Annotated in this window: 19 protein-coding genes and 2 tRNA genes; 15 read left to right on the forward strand and 6 right to left on the reverse strand. The window is 67.9% G+C overall.

The annotated features are described in order from the left end of the window. Nucleotides 1-6: 6 nt before the first annotated feature. The 5 genes from ACFYPC_RS20250 (at nucleotide 7) to ACFYPC_RS20270 (ending at nucleotide 3,441) form a co-directional block, all read left to right on the forward strand. Nucleotides 7-768, forward strand: a complete 762-nt coding sequence (locus ACFYPC_RS20250; RefSeq protein ID WP_388677859.1) for a DUF3566 domain-containing protein — start codon at nucleotides 7-9, stop codon at nucleotides 766-768. A gap of 111 nt (nucleotides 769-879) precedes the next feature. Further along, nucleotides 880-953 (forward strand) — tRNA-Ile (locus ACFYPC_RS20255). An 889-nt stretch (nucleotides 954-1,842) separates the two neighbouring features. Then, nucleotides 1,843-2,196 (forward strand): DUF1330 domain-containing protein, encoded by a 354-nt coding sequence (locus tag ACFYPC_RS20260; RefSeq protein ID WP_388677862.1) that lies wholly within the window; start codon nucleotides 1,843-1,845, stop codon nucleotides 2,194-2,196. A gap of 603 nt (nucleotides 2,197-2,799) precedes the next feature. Next, nucleotides 2,800-3,234 carry a helix-turn-helix domain-containing protein gene (locus ACFYPC_RS20265; RefSeq protein ID WP_388677864.1) on the forward strand — a complete coding sequence of 145 codons (435 nt, stop codon included), beginning with the start codon at nucleotides 2,800-2,802 and terminating at the stop codon, nucleotides 3,232-3,234. A 33-nt stretch (nucleotides 3,235-3,267) separates the two neighbouring features. After that, entirely contained in the window at nucleotides 3,268-3,441 is a 174-nt protein-coding gene (locus ACFYPC_RS20270) for a hypothetical protein (RefSeq protein WP_388677867.1), read from the forward strand. Nucleotides 3,442-3,463: 22 nt separating this feature from the next. On the opposite strand, the gene ACFYPC_RS20275 is transcribed toward ACFYPC_RS20270, so the two are convergent. Continuing rightward, complete coding sequence (locus ACFYPC_RS20275) at nucleotides 3,464-3,817, reverse strand: DUF6344 domain-containing protein (protein WP_388677869.1); 354 nt, start codon at nucleotides 3,815-3,817, stop codon at nucleotides 3,464-3,466. Nucleotides 3,818-4,170: 353 nt separating this feature from the next. Here ACFYPC_RS20275 and ACFYPC_RS20280 point away from each other — a divergent pair, with 353 nt between their 5' ends. Then, on the forward strand, nucleotides 4,171-4,299 hold the full coding sequence (locus ACFYPC_RS20280; RefSeq protein WP_003999697.1) for a DLW-39 family protein: 129 nt from the start codon (nucleotides 4,171-4,173) through the stop codon (nucleotides 4,297-4,299). A gap of 455 nt (nucleotides 4,300-4,754) precedes the next feature. Beyond that, nucleotides 4,755-6,191: a hypothetical protein gene (locus ACFYPC_RS20285; RefSeq protein WP_388677871.1), complete on the forward strand. Its 1,437-nt coding sequence runs from the start codon at nucleotides 4,755-4,757 to the stop codon at nucleotides 6,189-6,191. Between the two features lie 65 nt (nucleotides 6,192-6,256). Here the strand turns inward: ACFYPC_RS20285 and ACFYPC_RS20290 are convergent, their stop codons facing one another. Together ACFYPC_RS20290 and ACFYPC_RS20295 are read right to left on the reverse strand one after the other, a co-directional pair. Then, entirely contained in the window at nucleotides 6,257-8,074 is a 1,818-nt protein-coding gene (locus ACFYPC_RS20290) for a protein kinase (protein ID WP_388677873.1), read from the reverse strand. 204 nt (nucleotides 8,075-8,278) lie between these two features. Further along, complete coding sequence (locus tag ACFYPC_RS20295) at nucleotides 8,279-8,827, reverse strand: helix-turn-helix domain-containing protein (protein WP_388677876.1); 549 nt, start codon at nucleotides 8,825-8,827, stop codon at nucleotides 8,279-8,281. Between the two features lie 182 nt (nucleotides 8,828-9,009). Here ACFYPC_RS20295 and ACFYPC_RS20300 point away from each other — a divergent pair. Then, nucleotides 9,010-9,082, forward strand: a tRNA-Ala gene (locus tag ACFYPC_RS20300). A gap of 76 nt (nucleotides 9,083-9,158) precedes the next feature. Here the strand turns inward: ACFYPC_RS20300 and ACFYPC_RS20305 are convergent. Continuing rightward, nucleotides 9,159-10,379, reverse strand: coding sequence for a tyrosine-type recombinase/integrase (locus ACFYPC_RS20305; protein ID WP_388677878.1), 1,221 nt, complete (start codon nucleotides 10,377-10,379; stop codon nucleotides 9,159-9,161). Next, on the reverse strand, nucleotides 10,372-10,845 hold the full coding sequence (locus ACFYPC_RS20310) for a helix-turn-helix domain-containing protein (protein ID WP_388677881.1): 474 nt from the start codon (nucleotides 10,843-10,845) through the stop codon (nucleotides 10,372-10,374). The genes ACFYPC_RS20305 and ACFYPC_RS20310 overlap by 8 nt, the downstream gene beginning before the upstream one ends. 111 nt (nucleotides 10,846-10,956) lie before the next feature. Between ACFYPC_RS20310 and ACFYPC_RS20315 the strand changes: the two genes are divergently transcribed. The 5 genes from ACFYPC_RS20315 to ACFYPC_RS20335 all read left to right on the forward strand — a co-directional run bounded on the left by ACFYPC_RS20315 (nucleotide 10,957) and on the right by ACFYPC_RS20335 (nucleotide 14,899). Beyond that, nucleotides 10,957-11,163: a helix-turn-helix transcriptional regulator gene (locus ACFYPC_RS20315; RefSeq protein WP_388677883.1), complete on the forward strand. Its 207-nt coding sequence runs from the start codon at nucleotides 10,957-10,959 to the stop codon at nucleotides 11,161-11,163. Between the two features lie 86 nt (nucleotides 11,164-11,249). Further along, nucleotides 11,250-11,606: a hypothetical protein gene (locus tag ACFYPC_RS20320; protein ID WP_388677886.1), complete on the forward strand. Its 357-nt coding sequence runs from the start codon at nucleotides 11,250-11,252 to the stop codon at nucleotides 11,604-11,606. Then, nucleotides 11,603-12,922 (forward strand): AAA family ATPase, encoded by a 1,320-nt coding sequence (locus ACFYPC_RS20325; RefSeq protein ID WP_388677888.1) that lies wholly within the window; start codon nucleotides 11,603-11,605, stop codon nucleotides 12,920-12,922. Before ACFYPC_RS20320 ends, ACFYPC_RS20325 begins: the two co-directional genes overlap by 4 nt. Before the next feature lie 110 nt (nucleotides 12,923-13,032). Continuing rightward, a complete protein-coding gene (locus ACFYPC_RS20330) occupies nucleotides 13,033-13,260 on the forward strand; it encodes a hypothetical protein (protein WP_388677890.1) in 228 nt (75 codons plus the stop codon). A 217-nt stretch (nucleotides 13,261-13,477) separates the two neighbouring features. Continuing rightward, entirely contained in the window at nucleotides 13,478-14,899 is a 1,422-nt protein-coding gene (locus ACFYPC_RS20335; protein WP_388677893.1) for a hypothetical protein, read from the forward strand. Nucleotides 14,900-15,213: 314 nt separating this feature from the next. Here the strand turns inward: ACFYPC_RS20335 and ACFYPC_RS20340 are convergent, their stop codons facing one another. After that, nucleotides 15,214-15,447 carry a GntR family transcriptional regulator gene (locus ACFYPC_RS20340; RefSeq protein WP_388677896.1) on the reverse strand — a complete coding sequence of 78 codons (234 nt, stop codon included), beginning with the start codon at nucleotides 15,445-15,447 and terminating at the stop codon, nucleotides 15,214-15,216. Nucleotides 15,448-15,606: 159 nt separating this feature from the next. Between ACFYPC_RS20340 and ACFYPC_RS20345 the strand changes: the two genes are divergently transcribed. Further along, nucleotides 15,607-15,807, forward strand: a complete 201-nt coding sequence (locus ACFYPC_RS20345) for a hypothetical protein (RefSeq protein WP_388677898.1) — start codon at nucleotides 15,607-15,609, stop codon at nucleotides 15,805-15,807. After that, nucleotides 15,804-16,013 carry a hypothetical protein gene (locus ACFYPC_RS20350; protein ID WP_388677900.1) on the forward strand — a complete coding sequence of 70 codons (210 nt, stop codon included), beginning with the start codon at nucleotides 15,804-15,806 and terminating at the stop codon, nucleotides 16,011-16,013. Before ACFYPC_RS20345 ends, ACFYPC_RS20350 begins: the two co-directional genes overlap by 4 nt. Nucleotides 16,014-16,024: the final 11 nt, after the last annotated feature.

Here is a 16,024-nt window from a genome sequence, read left to right on the forward strand (position 1 = left end):
GTCATCGTGAGCGGAGCCACGGGCGCCGGATCGACCGGTACGGAAACGGACGGCGGCCGTGGCCCCGCCATGGATGCGACTGACTCCCATGACTCTCATGGATCCCAGGGGGGAACTGTGACGGACACCCGAGGCCAGCAGGCCCAGAGTTACATGGGCGGGGAGGCCGCGGCAGGAGCGCCGCCGGCACCTGGTTCCCCGGTGGCGGGGCCGCCGCAGCAGGGTTCGCCTTTGCCGGGCTCACCGCTGCCGGGCTCACCGTTGCCCGGTTCGCCGCTGCCGGGGGAGCGGCAGTCGTCGCAGCCCGCACAGCCGTACCACCCGCCGCAGGCGTACCAGGCTCAGGCGCCTTCGGGAGCGGTCCGCCGACCGCGCACCGGAGCGCGTACAACGCCGCGGACGCGCAAGGCACGGCTGCGGGTCGCCAAGGCCGACCCGTGGTCGGTGATGAAGGTCAGCTTCCTGCTCTCCATCGCCCTCGGCATCTGCACGATCGTCGCGGCTGCGGTGCTGTGGATGGTCATGGACGCGATGGGCGTCTTCTCGACGGTCGGCGGCACCATCTCCGAGGCAACGGGGTCGAACGAGTCGAACGGTTTCGACCTGCAGTCGTTCCTGTCCCTGCCGCACGTCCTGATGTTCACGTCGGTCATCGCGGTCATCGACGTCGTCCTCGCCACCGCGCTCGGCACGCTCGGCGCGTTCATCTACAACCTCTCCGCAGGCTTCGTCGGCGGCATCGAGCTGACGCTGGCAGAGGACGAGTAAGCACGAGCCGACGGCCTCCCAAACGTCCGCCGACTATCGATTTTGGGACTGGCCGCGTCGTGCGCTAATCTTCAGAGGTCAGCGCGCGGGACGTACACCGCAAGGCGCGGCGGGGCTATAGCTCAGTTGGTTAGAGCGCATCCCTGATAAGGATGAGGCCACAGGTTCAAATCCTGTTAGCCCCACATGCGAAAAGGCCCCCAGTCGATCAGGCTGGGGGCCTTTTGACGCCACCGGACACCAACGGACACCAACGGCGACGATCAGCCGATGAGCGGGTCTTCCAGTAGTTCGGCGAGCATCGCGGTTGCTTCCCGTTGGTCGGAGCCGACAGCCGACCACGTGCGTGTAGACGTCCACGGTCATGCTGATCTGGCTGTGCCGAAGGATCGTCCAGGCGACCTTGGGATGGACCTTCCGATAGGCGGGCAGGGTTCCACGGGTGAGCCGCGCGAGCCGGACCGTGATCTGCAAGACCTGGAACGGCAGATCATCGGTGACCAGCGACGGCACGAGCCGGACCATGACGTGTTCTTCTCGTCGGAACGAGTTCCCGGCGCTCTTCCAGGGCGCGAGTGCAGAACTCCGGCAGCGGCAACACGGCTGTCGAAGAAGCGGTCTTGAGAGCCTTGAGGATCACGGCGGTCACCGAATTGCTCGGCGCCCGGTCAAGGCGATGCCTCCGGAGGGGGATCGGCCGGCATCGGGACGGAGGGGGCGCCGTTGCCGACTGCTGGCCCGTAATGGGGTGCGCGGGAAGCTCCCGTCCCGTCCACCGCCCCACCCAGGCAGAGCCGAGCAGACGCGGCCCATGCGTCCAGGTCGTTCGTACAGTGGCGCGCTCTGTCTGGACGCCATGAACCACGCCCGCTCCACGGTGTGTGGGTCGACGGCGGACGGGATGGAGCTGGGGAAAACGGTGGGTTGAGGAACGGGTTCGACTATGGCGCGATTCCGGAGCGAGCCAGTCGGATCTGAGCGGCTCGTCCGGCGCTTACCTCGGAGGTAATCGCGGCCTGCGTGGCGCACGGCTACGTTCAAATTGTCCTACCGGAGCGAAGGAAGGAAGCGGACGTGCCCGCATATGGCTTTGCCCACCTACGTGATCGCCGTCACCACCCTGATGTCCTTGAGTACTTGGAGCGCATCCAAGACACACTCCGCCCGTTTCACGGCCGCTTCCTAGTCCACGGCCCGCCGACCGAGGTCGTGGAGGGGAACTGGCCAGGCAGCATGGTGTTGATTGAGTTCCCCCGCATAGCCGAGGCCCGCGCCTGGTACGCGTCCCCCGCGTATCAGGAGATCCTGCGGCTGCGGACCGACCACATCGACGGGGACGCCGTGCTGGTCGAGGGCGTTGGCTCTGGGTACGACCCGCGTGAGCGGGCAGTGAAACTCAGGGCAGAGACGACCGAGGAACGGGCCTAGTGCGCTGCGCAGGCACTCTCAACGGTGTGTGGGTCCGGTGACAACGACGTCTGACACCGACCGGCACGGACACCGGCGGTCGCGGTTGGTTCCCGTTGGCCGGAGCCGACCGCGTGCGGGGTCCAGGGCCTGAGTCCCGCAGCTGCCCAAAGGTCCCGCAGCTGCCCAAAGCCCGTAACGAGTCCGGTGGCTCGGCTGATCCGGTGGGTCGGCTGATCCGGTGGGCCGGCTCGCGTGGACCGGATCGATGAGGAAACGTTCGCGCGTCTCACGGGAGCACGGTCAGCACGTATGCCTGGCCATCAAACTCGAAAGCCCGCGCAGCCTCGGGGCGTGGCCACCTCAACGCGGGCCGGGCCGCGGCCACGTCGCCCCTATTCAATCTCCATGTATATGTAGATTCTCGAGGCGGGAAGGCGTACGGCAGCAGCCGTCACACGGGGGGCGCCGGGGAAATGAGGGAAGAGTCCGTGCGGACCCCAGACCCGGGCTCGGTTCTCAGGGGTTTGCCGTAGTGCGCAGGCAGCGCGCGGAACGCCTCCTGTACCAGGAATGCCGGACGCCGAACTGCAATCTACTTACGCGTGTGTATGTTGTCCGTTGATGCTCGAAAACGTGACGAAAAGCCCTTATTCATCCGGCGAAGTCGGCCCCGGCGAGGACTTCGCCCACGGGGGTGAAGATCTGGCTGCCCTGCTGGAACGCCTTCTTGCCCAAGCGCCCGGCCGGACACAGAAGGATCTGGCTGAGCAGGCTGGCATCTCGTACCCCACGCTCAACGCGTGGGTGAACCGGACCCGTGGTACGTCCCGCATCGACCCCGAGAAAGTGCGGGCGATGGTGGAGGTGTTTCGTCGCTGGGGTGTGAAGACCACGCGGCGGGAGTTCTTCGCCTCCGTCGGGCGGCCGGTACCCGGCCCCAGTGGCAATGAACGAGAAGCGCAGTTGCTGCGGCTCTACCGGCAACTGCCCGAGTCCAGGCAGCGTGACCTGGTCAAGAACGCCGAGGCGATGCTCCAGCTCAGCCGCGCCATCTGAAGGTCGCTGGCACAGCTACGACGCGACTGATCCGTGTCCACTTTGTCCCTCGTCGAACTGTTCCGGGAACTGCAGGGGATCCTCACCTTCGACCTGGGGGCGCCGACCACCGCCGAGGCGGCACTGTTCTGCTTCTGTGGCACACGCGCCGAACTGCCTGGCGAGCTCGCGTCACAAGGCTCCGGTAGATCTTCTGCTGCCCTCTGACGTACGGGATGGCACCTGTCCCTCATCGAGCATCAGTGGGGCAGTCGACCGGACTTGTGGAGCCGGTTTCCGTAGTCGTGCCTGTTGCGGCCGAGGGGTCGGTCCAGTCGGGCTCGGTCGCGTCCAGAGGCGGGCGATGACGGCATGAGGGGGACGAACCGTGGGCCTCTGCCCGGATGCGCTGCTTCATCGTCGGAGGCAGGCCCCGATCATGGGCCCCGGACCCGAGGGGCGCCGCCGGAACCGTCACGGCCGGGGCCCCGGCGTTGCGGACGGGTGCTGACTGAGGTACGGCCGCGGCTGCGGTCGTCGTGACGAATCCGGCTGCCGTACACAGGGAGAGCAGGAGCGTCACGATGGCGGTCCACAGCTTCATGACCTGGTTCCTGGCCACGGTTCCTCACTTTCGGGTTGGGTGATTTGCGTACTTTCCTCATGATGTGTATGGGGGTCGCGAAGTGGTGGACCGACGCTCGTGGCGTGTCGATCTTCCGATGAACAGTCACTCGGACGGGCTCATGGGGTCCGAAAACCGGGAAGGAGGGGCAGGATGGAAGGAGTCGCCGTCCGGAGGGGGTGATCACCCTTTGATCGGAGTGGTATTCCTGGCCCCTAATGCACTGTCCCGGCGGTGAGTTGGCCATCGATGCAGGTCACCGATCGATATCGGTCGGTGTGTATAGTCGGGCGCCAGAAGTCCCCTACGTCAAGGAAAGACGAGGTCGCGCGGTGAAGAAGCTCCTCCTGGTCGCACTGGCCGCCATCGGCGGGCTCCTCGTGTACCGCCAGATCCAGGCGGATCGCGCCGAGCAGGATCTGTGGACGGAGGCGACTGACTCCGTGCCCACGGGTTCGTGAGTATCGACAACAGTCGAGACGACAGTCTCAGAGCAGACCCCGGCCGCCTCGCGGTCGGGGTTTTGTGTTGCCCGAGAGCCTTGGATTCGCAAGAGCGAACGATTGAATTGCGATGAGGAACTCGAGCACTACGTAGAGGGGACTTTCGGCCGCTCGTCCCGATAGCGCGGGTAGCGAGGTGGCGGTCGGGGCAGGATGGGCCACGGCCCGGGGTGGTTTCGGCTGTGGTGCGCACGCCGCGTATACGCCTTTGGACATGCCTTTGGACATGCCTATGGACATGCCTAGGGACATGCCTAGGGACATGCCTAGGGACCAGCTGACGGGCACGCGGAAGGGCATGCCCGCGGCGAGGGCCTACGGACGGGGCCTTCGGATAGGGCCTTCGGATAGGGCCTTAGGCCTACGACGAGGGGTGGCGCGCGATGGGGCGGCGCAGGGCACGGTGGCGCGCGATGTCGTGGCAAGGCCGGGCGTTCGCGGTCACTACGGGGACGGCGGTCGCGGCAGCGATCCTGTGCGCGACGGTCGCACTGCCGGGGCAGGCAACCGCCGCCGATACGCAGGCGCCGGGCGCCGGTACGCAGGCGGAAGTCTCCGGTACGCCGAAGCCGTACGCCTTCGCCGAGGACGCCGCCCCGGTCGAAGGCACCGCGGGCACCACCAACTCCGTACGCCTGAAGCCAGGAAAGACGTACAAGAGTTCCATAGGAAGAGACAGCAAGCTCTACTACCGTCTCGAACTCGACGCCACGTCCAACGCATACGTCTCCGCCACCGCCATCCCCAGGGCGGGCGAAGCGGTCACCTACGGAGACGGCGTCAGGGTGTCCGTGCAGGACGCCAACAGCCGCAACTGCTCCTTCTCCGGGACCACCCACTTCGGCGCCACCCAGAGTTCCCACCCCATTGCCGCCTGGGCGTCGCGGGAGAGCGGCAGCGACCAGCACGCCTGCCAGACGGCGGGGACGTACTACGTCGTCGTCGAGCGCAGCGGTACGACGGGTTCCTCCTCCGGCGACTGGGACCTGGAACTCACCTATGTGTCGGAGCCCAGCCTGAAGAGGACCGCTTCGACGAGCGCGCCCGAGACCTGGAGTTCCGCCTCGCCGGACGCGCTCACAGGCGACCCCGAGCCCCGCCGAGGTGGTGCGGGCTTCACCCGGGCAACCAGTCTTGAACAGGGAGTCTGGCAGGACGCGATCACTCCTGGAGAGACGCTCTTCTACGAGGTGCCCGTCGACTGGGGACAGCAGCTCTACACCACTGCCGAACTGGGCAGCTCGACCAGCGGCGGCGACGGCTATCTGGGTACGGCCCTGGCCATGTCCCTGTACAACCCCGTACGGGCCTTCGTCGACGACGAAGGTTCCGGATACGACGGCAGCCAGCGTTCGGCCGTGCTGGCCCCGCTCCCTCCGGTCGCCTTCGAAAACCGCTACGCCCCCAGCAACCGCGTGAGCGGGATGCGATTCGCCGGCTCGTACTACCTGGTGGTCCATCTCGCCGAGCAGGTCGCCGACAAGTTCGGCGACGGTCCGTTCGGGCTGACACTGCGTGTGCGGGTGGACGGCACCCCGCAGGCGGAGCCGGCGTACGCGGGGCAGGCACAGCCCCGGGGGGCGTTCGACGTCCCGTCAGGGGCTCTTGAGGGCGTGGTCGGCGACGAAGGTGAAGGTGGCGGCAGAGGCAGCAGTAGCGGTAGCGGTAGCGGCACGATGAAGTTGGTAGCCGCGGGTGGGATCGGCGCGGGGAGCGTCCTGGTGCTGGCGCTCGGCATGTGGACCGTGGCCGCGCGGCGGGGGGCGGGGCGGGTTCCGGAGGAAGCGGACACGGTCCCGGCTGCGCAGACATCGACTCCGAGAGACCATCGGGCGTCGCGCCACGGCTAGGACCGACGAACCGGCCGCGAGTCACCGCCCTGGGCGGGCTGAACTCCGCCCAGTCGTTCACCGATTCAGATCTGGGTCAACGCCCAGAAACCCACCGTGAAGCAGACCAGCGCGAGAAGCAGCACCGGGACGGCCACCTTCGCGGAAGGTCCTGGGCGTCGTTGCACCCGGCCGGCGCCACGCTCCGAGAATGCACCCGCCTGAGGTGGAACCTGCGGGGACCGAGCGGTGTATGAACCAGTAGAGGCGTACGCGTGCTGCGGCATCGCGGCAGATGGGGGGACGGGCCGATGGGGGGAGGGCACTTCTGTAGGTGTGGGTGTGGGGGTGGGTTCGAAAGGCTGAGCGTAAGGGGAAGTTGGGGCCGGGAGCGCGACCGCATTGGGGGGAGTGGGCGGCTGCTCGGGCGAATGTGGCGACTGGTGCGGCGGTTGGTGGGGCAGTTGGTGGGGGGTGGGGTAGTGCCGCATTTCGCGCCACGCCTGGTACTGCTCAGGCTGGGGCGGCTCGTGTCTGGGCTGGGCGTGGGGAATGGCCACCTGGGGCGGCGGCAGATGGAAGCTGCCGGTGTCCGACATGGTGGAGGGCTGTGGGGGTACGGGGGCGGACGGGGGTGCGGCACCATCACTGGAGGGGGGATTCGGTCGTATGTTGCTGGGGACAGACCCCGGCTGTACGCCATCGTCGGTGGCCTCGGGGCGTACGCCGTCGGGGGCGGACCTTGGCCATGTCGTACTGGAGACGGGCCTTTGGGACGGGGAGCCCGAGCCGTGCTGCCATCTGCCGGAGCCGGAGCCGGAGCCGGAGCCGGAGCCGGAGCCGGAGCCGGAGCCGGAGCCGGAGCCGGAGCCAGGGCCGGAGCCAGGGCCAGGAGTAGGAGTAGGAGTAAGCCCAGACATCGGCCTTGCCCCCAACGTCTCCCCACCCGGCCCGAGTTGTGCCGATACGGAGGCAGACCCCGGCCGGAGCGATACATCGCTCGCGCGCACTCCCGGTGTGGCGCCGAGCGGACCATCTGGGCCGAACCCCTCTGGAAGCGGCCCCAGTTGGTCGAATACGTCGATCAACTCCTCGTCGGGGCCAGTCTCCGGCAGCAGCTCGGCGGCCGAGGCGAGCGCCTTGCGCGCCCCCGTGGCGGTGCGGAACCGCGCCTGCGGATCGGGCTGCACCAACGTGGCCACGATCTGCCACAGCGGTTCGGGAATGCCCCGCGGAGCCGCCGGCGTGCCGTTCTCCGCGAAGTACTCGATCAGTGCCTTGGCATCCGGCTTGGCGCCCTCCAGCAGATACAGGGCGACCAGGCCCACGGCGAACAGATCAGCGGGAAAGTCCGGCTCGGCGCCCAGCATCTGCTCGGGCGCGAAGTAACCGGGCGTTCCCACCACGTAGTTGGTCTCCGTCAGCCGTGGCTCGCCCAGTCGCATCGCGATGCCGAAGTCGGACAGACGCAGCCTTGGCCGAGCTCTGCCGGTCGCCTCCAGCAGCACGTTGGCAGGCTTGATGTCCCGGTGCACGATCCCCTCGGCGTGTACGGCGGTAAGGCCGGACAGAAGCTGGTCGAGCAGGATGCAGACGAACGGCGGAGGCAAGGGGCCGTAGTCCGCGACCAGATGGACCAGCGACCCTCCGGCGACCAGGTCCATCGTGAACAGAACCTTGTCGTCGTCGGCGGCCCAACTGGCAGGAGCGAGGACATGCGGATGATCGATGCGCATCGCCTGCTCACGCACGAAGCGCAGCAGCGCATGCGCGTCGCTCTGCTGCAACACCTTGGCGGCCACATACCGGCGTCGCCGGTGATCCCAGGCGCGCCAGACGGCACCGGCTCCCCCACGCCCGATCGGGTCGAGCAGTTCGTACCTACCGGCGAAAACCTCACCCATGTCGTGCGTCGCCCCCCTGCGGCGGTCGGTCCGATGACCTCATCCGACGGGCATGGACGCCTGGGCCCCTGTGAAGTCCCGGCCGTCCGGTACTTCACAGAGGCGCCCGGCGCGTGAACCTCGCCCGGCTGCCTGACGTGACATGCGGCGTCCGGAGCCATCGCGAGCCTTCCGACGCCGGGCCTGCGGCGGCCAGGCTTCGGCTCAGCTCTGGTGCGACTGGTAGTGAGCCACCGCGTCAGAGGTGCGGCCGGCGCCGTACACCCGGAGAAACTCTGCCAGTTCCGGGTGGGTCGCGGCGAGGGTGTCCGCCGCGTCGATTATGTCCCCCGCCGCTGCTACCGAACGCAGCAGAGACTGGATCTCGCGGACCACCCGCTTGACCGTGGGTGCCCCCGAACTGCTCGTGGATTGTGTGGTGTTGCTGAGCACCGAGCCCCCCTGCGACTTCTTGATCTCGTCCATACGCTCAGTTGCCTCAGCGGCGCTGACGCTGCCGTCCACGACCTGCCCCGCCAGGTCCTGCAACAGCTGCACACGCTGCACCACGGCCGGATTGCCGATCTTGGCGCGCTGACCACTCATCAGCTGCGACAACATGGGTGCGGACAGGCCCAGTACCCCGGCAAGGCGCGCCTGGTTGAGCCCCAGATCGTCTATGAGCCTACGGAAGAGCGCCCCCAACGGCTCCCCGTACCAGTTCCGCTGCAGCTCCCGGGCTCTCGCGGTTGCTTCCTGCTGTGCGGCGTCCATTCGCGTCTCCCCATCGCTTCCCCAAAAACCGTGGTTCGCTGTAGCGAACCACGTCGAGCATCTTACGGAGAGTGGTCGTCCACGGGGACCCCCAATCTTTTTGCGAGATCCCGGGGGTGACCCGGTACTCTGGTCTCCGACGCCAGCCGGAAGGGGTTCTTTCGGCCGGACGTTCCGCTTCCGGGGCCTTAGCTCAGTTGGTAGAGCGCTGTCTTTGCATGGCAGATGTCAGGGGTTCGACTCCCCTAGGCTCCACTCCAGGTCACAGGCCGTTTTCGGGCGTCTCCCACGGGAGGCGCCCGGGGCCGCAGTACACATTCTGTACACATGCTTAGTGATCTTCCTTTGCTGCGGCGTACCTCGCGACGATCGTCGCCAAGTCCCGCAGAGCGTCACGCCGTGCCCGCTCGCGGTCGAGTCGGTCGGCCACCTCATCGAGGCGGTCCGGGAACAGGTGCCCGTAGGTATCGAGCGTCATCGCCGCCGACTTGTGCCCGAGCATCGTCTGCACGACCTTGACGTCCGCCCCGCTCGCGATGCCCAGTGAGGCCGCCGTGTGCCTCAGCTTGTGGGGAGTCACCCCGAGGCCGGCCAACCCCGCAGCCTTCACGGCCGGATTGAAGACGCGGGTACGGAAGTTGTCCCCGTACAAGGGGCCGCCCCCGGGCGCCGTGAACAGCAGCTCGGCCGCGCCCCGGTCTTTCGTGAGCTTCTCCAGCTCCAACGCGAGAGACCGCAGGATGGGGACCTTCCTGCGCTCGTGCGTCTTCGGCAGACCGAGGATCAGGCCGCCGCGCGTCTTCTTGTACGCCTGCCGCACCGCGAGCCGACGCGCGGCAGTGTCGACGGCGCCCACGGTCACGGCGGACACCTCGCCCCAGCGCAGACCGGTGTAGGCCAGCAGCAGGACCAATAGGCGGTACTCCTCGGCGGCCTCGGCGATCCGGTCGACCTGGGCGTGCGTGAGGTAGACGTGATCCTGTGGCACAGGCCGCGGAAGCGGTATGCCGGCCGCAGGATTCACGGCGATGCGCTTTGCCCGCACGGCGTGCCCCAGCACGAGAGACAGGACCAGGTGAATCTTCTGGATGCGCCCGGGGCCCACCTTGCGGCACCCGTGGGAGCCTTCGCCGAGGTGGCCGACCCACTCGGCGATGTCCTCCCACTCGATGCGACGCACCTGGTAGTCGCCCCACCGCGGCTCAACGTGCACGCGCCACGTGTCGAGGTACGTCTCTTGGGTGGTCGGCTCCAGGCCGCTGAGCGTGCCTTTCCACTTCTCGTACACGTCCGTCAGTGTCGACTTGCCCGCGGACGCGTCCCGGTACGAGCCGTCCCGCATCTTGGCCTCGACCTCGTGCTGGTGGTTCTCGGCCTCGGGGAGCTTCTGGAAGGTGGCCGACTTCGGCTTGGCGTCCGGCCCGTACCAGCGAACGCGCCACCGGCCGGGTGGCTGGCGCTTACTGCCGGCCTTCTTCGCGACCTTCCACTTCTCCATGGCCGCCTGGTACTCGGCATGGGTCGCGCGGTCTTCGATCCAGACCCTAGCCATCGCTCTCCCCCTCTTGGGCTCGTCGGCGCCGCTCGGCTAGCTGGACGGCCAGCCGCTCGAAGTCCTCTTCCGGCGCCTCGGTCATGTAGTCCCGCGCGTTCATTCCCGGCAGGGCCTGCTCGCCCTTGATGTAGTTCCGCCAGATCAGTGCCAGCCCCTCGGCCTCCGGACTGCCCTTCCATGCACCAGGCAGGGGCAGTTCCTCGGGAGGGAGCGGCTTGCTGAGCAGGTGCACGGGAGCCACCTGTAGGGCGACCGCCAAGGCGATCAGTTCGTCCACGGTCACGAAACGCCGGCGCCTGCCCTCCTTGTCACGGCGACCTGTCTCGATGTTCGACACCGATTGCGCCGTGATCTCAGGCATCCCGATGTCCGCGCATCGCTGCGCTAGCTGGGCAGCGGTGAGTCCTCGTTTACGCCGAACCTCACGGATACGATCCGCCGCAATGTCACTGTAGCTCGTCACAACGACGAATGTAGAGACATGCTTGACGAATTACAAGAGCTTGAGGGAAGATCCGGGCACGCCACTCGTCGTATTGACGTGTGACTCGTCGAATCAGCGAGGAACGGTGACGTGACAGATCCGCTGCTCACTCCCAAGCAGGTGCAGGCTCAGTACGGCATCGCGGCGAAGACGCTCGCGAACTACCGGTGGCAGGGCATCGGCCCCGAATACGTGAAGGCCCACCCCGGGCAGTACGGGCGGGTGAAATACCGCCGCAGCGCCATCGACGCGTGGCTGAAAGCTCAGACGGTGAAGCCGGGGGGCGCGGTCGCATGAGGGGAAACACGAACGCCCCCGCTGAAGCGAGGGCGCCGCACAACCACCTGACCCGTGGTCACCTCAGCGTAGCGCCGCCTGCCGACGTGCGGGCGCTCGATGAGCACGTCTCCCTGTGGGCGTCCGCAGCGATCACGAATCTGCGTGTGGCCGAATGGCCGGCCTACGGCACCGCCGAGTGGCTGCGCCTTCCCGCCGCTGACCCGCGCCGCGCCGCCGCCATCCTGGCGGCCGCAGAGATGTGGCGCCGGTACGGCGACGAACAGCAGCTACTCGAGTGGTTCGCCGCGGCACACCGAGCCCGGCCGCCCATCGACCTGCCGCCAGCGCCTCGCCAGCGCGCCGCGCCGCGCCCGCTGCACGCCACACCTGGCTGGCCGCCCGTCGCCATCCCTGGCCAGCCGGGCAAGTACCTGACCTACCGCGTGGAGACTGCACAGTGACCTACGACCCCACCGTTCAGCGGCTCATGGACGGCCCCGGCGCCCCGGACGCCGAGCTGCGGCCCAGACGCATCAAGCTCACGGCCGCCGCCACGATCGCGCCCGAGCCCGTGATCTGGGCATGGGAGCCGGAGTCGGGCGAGGGGCGCGTGCCGGCGGGGGCGCTGACCCTTGCGGCAGGACGGGAGGGCACCGGCAAGTCGAGCTTCGGCATCTGGCTCGCCGCACGGCTGTCGCGCGGCGAGCTACCCGGCACGTTCCAGGGCCGCCCGTCGAACGTCTTCTACGCGGCCGTGGAGGACTCGTGGTCGCGCACCCTGGTACCCCGACTCATGGCGGCCGGAGCCGACCTCGAGCGCGTATTCCGCGTCGACGCGGAAGACCTCCTGCGCGGCGAGACGATGATCTCTCTGCCCATGGACGTGTCGATCCTTGAGCAGGCGATCCAGGAGTACGACGTAGCGGCGCTCATCGTCGACCCGCTCATGTCGACGCTCGGCACGGCGACCGATGCGCACCGCACACAGGACGTGCGCCAGGCCCTCGAGCCGCTCGTGCGCATGGCGGAACGGACGAAGGCGCTCACGCTCGGCATCGCCCACTTCAACAAGGGCAACAGCACCGACGCCTCACAACTCATCTCCGGATCGGGCGCCTTCAAAGACCTGGCCCGTGCCGTACTCGCGTTCGCCCGTGACCGCGAGACCGACGAGCAGGTGATGACGCAGACGAAGAACAGCCTCGGTCGGCTCGACCTGCCGTCCCTCGCGTACCGCATCGAAGGGTGCGATGTGCCCACCCCGAAGGGCACGGCCAACGTCGGACGGCTCGTCTTCACCGGCATCTCGCAGCGCAGCGTGGAGGACACCCTCGCTGCCCCCGTGGACCGCGAGGACGTGAGCGAGCGGGACGAGGCTGTCGCGTGGCTCATCGACTACCTGACCGACAACGGCAGCGAGGCGTCGGCGGGGGATGTCCTGAAGGCTGGCGAGAAGGACGGCTTCTCGAAGCGCACACTGCAACGTGCTCGATCGAAGGCCGGGGTCACCTCGCAGAAGTCCGCCTTCAACAAGGGGTGGGTGTGGGTACTCAGCGTGACTGACATCCCCGAAGGTGACACGAAGGTGCCGAAGGCGCCAGGCCCCACGGTGCTGGCGCCTTCGGCACCTTCGATGTCACCTTCGCTGACCCGCTCACTCAACGTGGTCACGGACTCCGTGCTCTGCGAGGTCTGCCAGACACCACTGGACCCTGTCCACTCGGCATCCGGAGAGATGGCGCATCCCAACTGCGAACGTCCGCGCGACGAGTCCTGATCTTTTAGAAATCGGACATATCGCAACCCCGCGCCCAGCTTTTATTTTTCTCCCCCCGACCCAAATGCCCTCCGTGATCATGACGGACGGCCCGAACGAAGGACTCGGTCATGGACAAAAGGACCGTCGACCCGGCGGACGTGCCTGCGTTGCTGCGGGCCGCGCTCGCCGGCGACATGCAGGGGGCCCTGGTGATCCTGGACAACGTGGATCTCCTCGAACTGGCCCTGGCCCTGTGCGGGTTCATGAACCAGCAGGGCACCGCCGTCATGGACGGAAACCGGGAACGGTGGGACGCGGCACTGGCAGACGTTCAGCGCCAGATGTCAGGCCTCTGATCTAAGATGGTGGCGGTTCCAGGCATGGGCCGCCGCTCCCCTGGCAGATGCCCCGGGGGAGCGACACCAGCCGGATCCCTGTGCCACGGGCGCCCCTCGCCGGAGCGGATGACTTCCGGGTGGGTGGTGGCTCCGGTCCTGTCGGGCAGATATCCCCGGCGGTCGACCCCTCGCAGCGGGCACGCATCATCTACCGCGCACCGCAAAGGGGTTCAGCATGCCCACTCTCTCCGATCAGATCCGCAAGTTCGAGGCCGCCCGCGACGACGCACGGGCGCGCAGGGACACAGCGCAGCGCCAGCTTCAGGGGATCCTCGACACCGCACAGCGCGAGGGCCGCACCCACCTGTCGACTGAAGAGGACCGGTCCGTCGTGGACCTCACCGAGGCCCGGGACGCGGCCGTGGTGGAGGCCCGGGACGCGTCCCGGGACCTGGAGCGTATGCGCTCGGTCCAGTTCGAGGAGCTGGAGCACCTCAAGCAGAGGAGCCAGATCGTGCCGACGCAGGCCCGCATGCCGTCTTACGACCGGGTGGCCCGGATCGGACGTGAGGAGCGCACCTACCGGGCCGACGAGGACCCGACGGGCAAGAGGTTCCTCACCGACATCTCGCGGCAGCACCTGTTCGGGGACCCCGGCGCTCAAGAGCGCCTTGCCCGGCACATGCAGGAAGAGCAGGTGGAGCGGGCCGAGTACCTATCCCGCGCGGTCGGCACGGGCGCGTTCGCTGGTCTGACGGTCCCGCAGTACCTCACCGAGCTCTTCGCCCCGGCGACCGCGTCCCTGCGGCCGTTCGCGGACGCCGCGTGCAACACGCACCCGCTGCCCGAGCAGGGCATGCAGATCAACATCTCTCGCATCACCACCCCGTCCTCCGCCGCTCTCCAGGCCGCGGAGAACGACGCGGTGTCCGAGACGAACATGGACGACACGCTGCTGACGATCCCGGTGCAGACCGCGGCCGGCCAGCAGACCGTGTCCCGCCAGGCACTCGAGCGCGGCACCGGCATCGACGACGTGACGATGCAGGACCTGTTCAACCGGGTCGCCACCGTCCTGGACTCCACACTCCTCAACCAGGCGACCACAGGCCTGACCAACGTGGCCGCGGCGACGACGTATACGTCGGCCTCCCCGACAGCGGCGGAGCTGTGGCCGAAGCTGCAGGGCGCTGCGTCCGTCGTGGAGGCAACCCTGCTGAACATGGGCTACGCCACCCACGCCGTGATGCACTCGCGCCGCTGGAACTGGCTTGCCTCGCAGGTCGGTTCGTCGTGGCCGTTCGTGACCTCCGGCGACATGCCGGTGAACGCGGGGGGCCTGACTCTCACCAACGAGTACGGGCCGGCGGTGCGCGCCAAGCTGGCCTCGGGGCTCCTGGTGGTCGTGGACAACAACATCGCGACGAACTACGGCGGCGGCACCAACCAGGATGAGATCTACGTGGTGCCGCGCAACGAGTGCCACCTGTGGGAGGACCCGAACGCCCCGATGTTCATCCGGGCCGAGCAGGCAAAGGCGGCGTCCCTGGGCGTACTGCTGGTCGCGTACTCGTACTTCGGGTACACCTTCCAGCGCTACGCCTCCGGCGCCATGGCCAAGCTGTCGGGCACGGGCCTGGTGACCCCGACGTTCTGACCCGAACGACTGAGGCCCCTACCGCCAGCACGGCGGTAGGGGCCTTTTCGCGTCCTCGGCGCGTACCCCCGAAACCCGAAACTTCGCAGGTCACCCGCGAAGTCAGGGGCGAAACCGGTTTCGGCTCGACCCGAAACCGGGCGCAGGGGTGAAACCAGTGAGGCAGTGCCTGGGCAGTGACTTTTCACTGAGCGGGTCACTGCCCCGGGTCACTGGTCCTGGCCTGCGCAGACGGCCGTTCAGTGACCCAGTGAGGTGACGTTCAGTCGCCCGGCAACCGGCCACTGCAGGGCTCGAGGCGCCTGCTCGCCGACTCACTCACTGGGCGCGATGACGAACGTTCCCTTGTTCGGCAGGGTGACGACCAGGCCGCGTTCCCGCAGTTCCTGCACCGCTCGGCGCGCGGTGCCCGGGGCTACGCCGTACTGCGCGCCCATGTCGCGCTCGTTGGGCAAGCGAGCACCGTGCGGAAGGCGGCCGGCCCGGATCTCCGCCTCCACCAGGTCGGCGACACGCACATAGACGTAGACGAACGGATCCTCGCTCATGGTCCGGAACGTATGGCGGCACCCCGCACTGCACACCCGTAGGTGGCGCCATGTGGCCGTATGGGGTGACCTGTAGTGGCCTATAGCGGTAGCGTCCGACCAGCAGAAAACCCCGCAGCCTGGCAGGGCCCGGGGGATGGCCGACTGGTTGGAGTCGACGTGAGCGAGAGTACGCAGACCGAGGGCACCCCGAACACCCCCAGCGCGTTCGGCTGGTGTGCCTGGCACCAAGGCCACGCCAGTGGCGTCCGCCTGATCGACGTGCACGAGCAGGGTTCCGGCCCCGGGGGCGGCGTGTTCGCGTGCCGTTCCTGTCGTGAGGCTTACGACCTGGTCCCGTTCGCCGACCGGCCGCTGTGAGCCCGTACCGACTGCCACCCGCCGACGAGCTGACCTACGCGCAGTACCAGGGATGGGCCTGCGTCTTCTGCGGGAAGTCGCTGTGGACGGCTGTCGGCGGGGTCAGCGTGGGCCGGGCGCAGGGGGCGAACGGCTTCACCATCGAGGTCTACGCCTGCCCGGACTGTGCGGGGGAGGTACCCAGGGAGGCAGGGAGTTCTCCCTGACCGCCTCCCTG

This window comes from Streptomyces sp. NPDC005808, from assembly GCF_042871385.1.
In the GTDB taxonomy this organism is placed as follows: Bacteria; Actinomycetota; Actinomycetes; order Streptomycetales; family Streptomycetaceae; genus Streptomyces.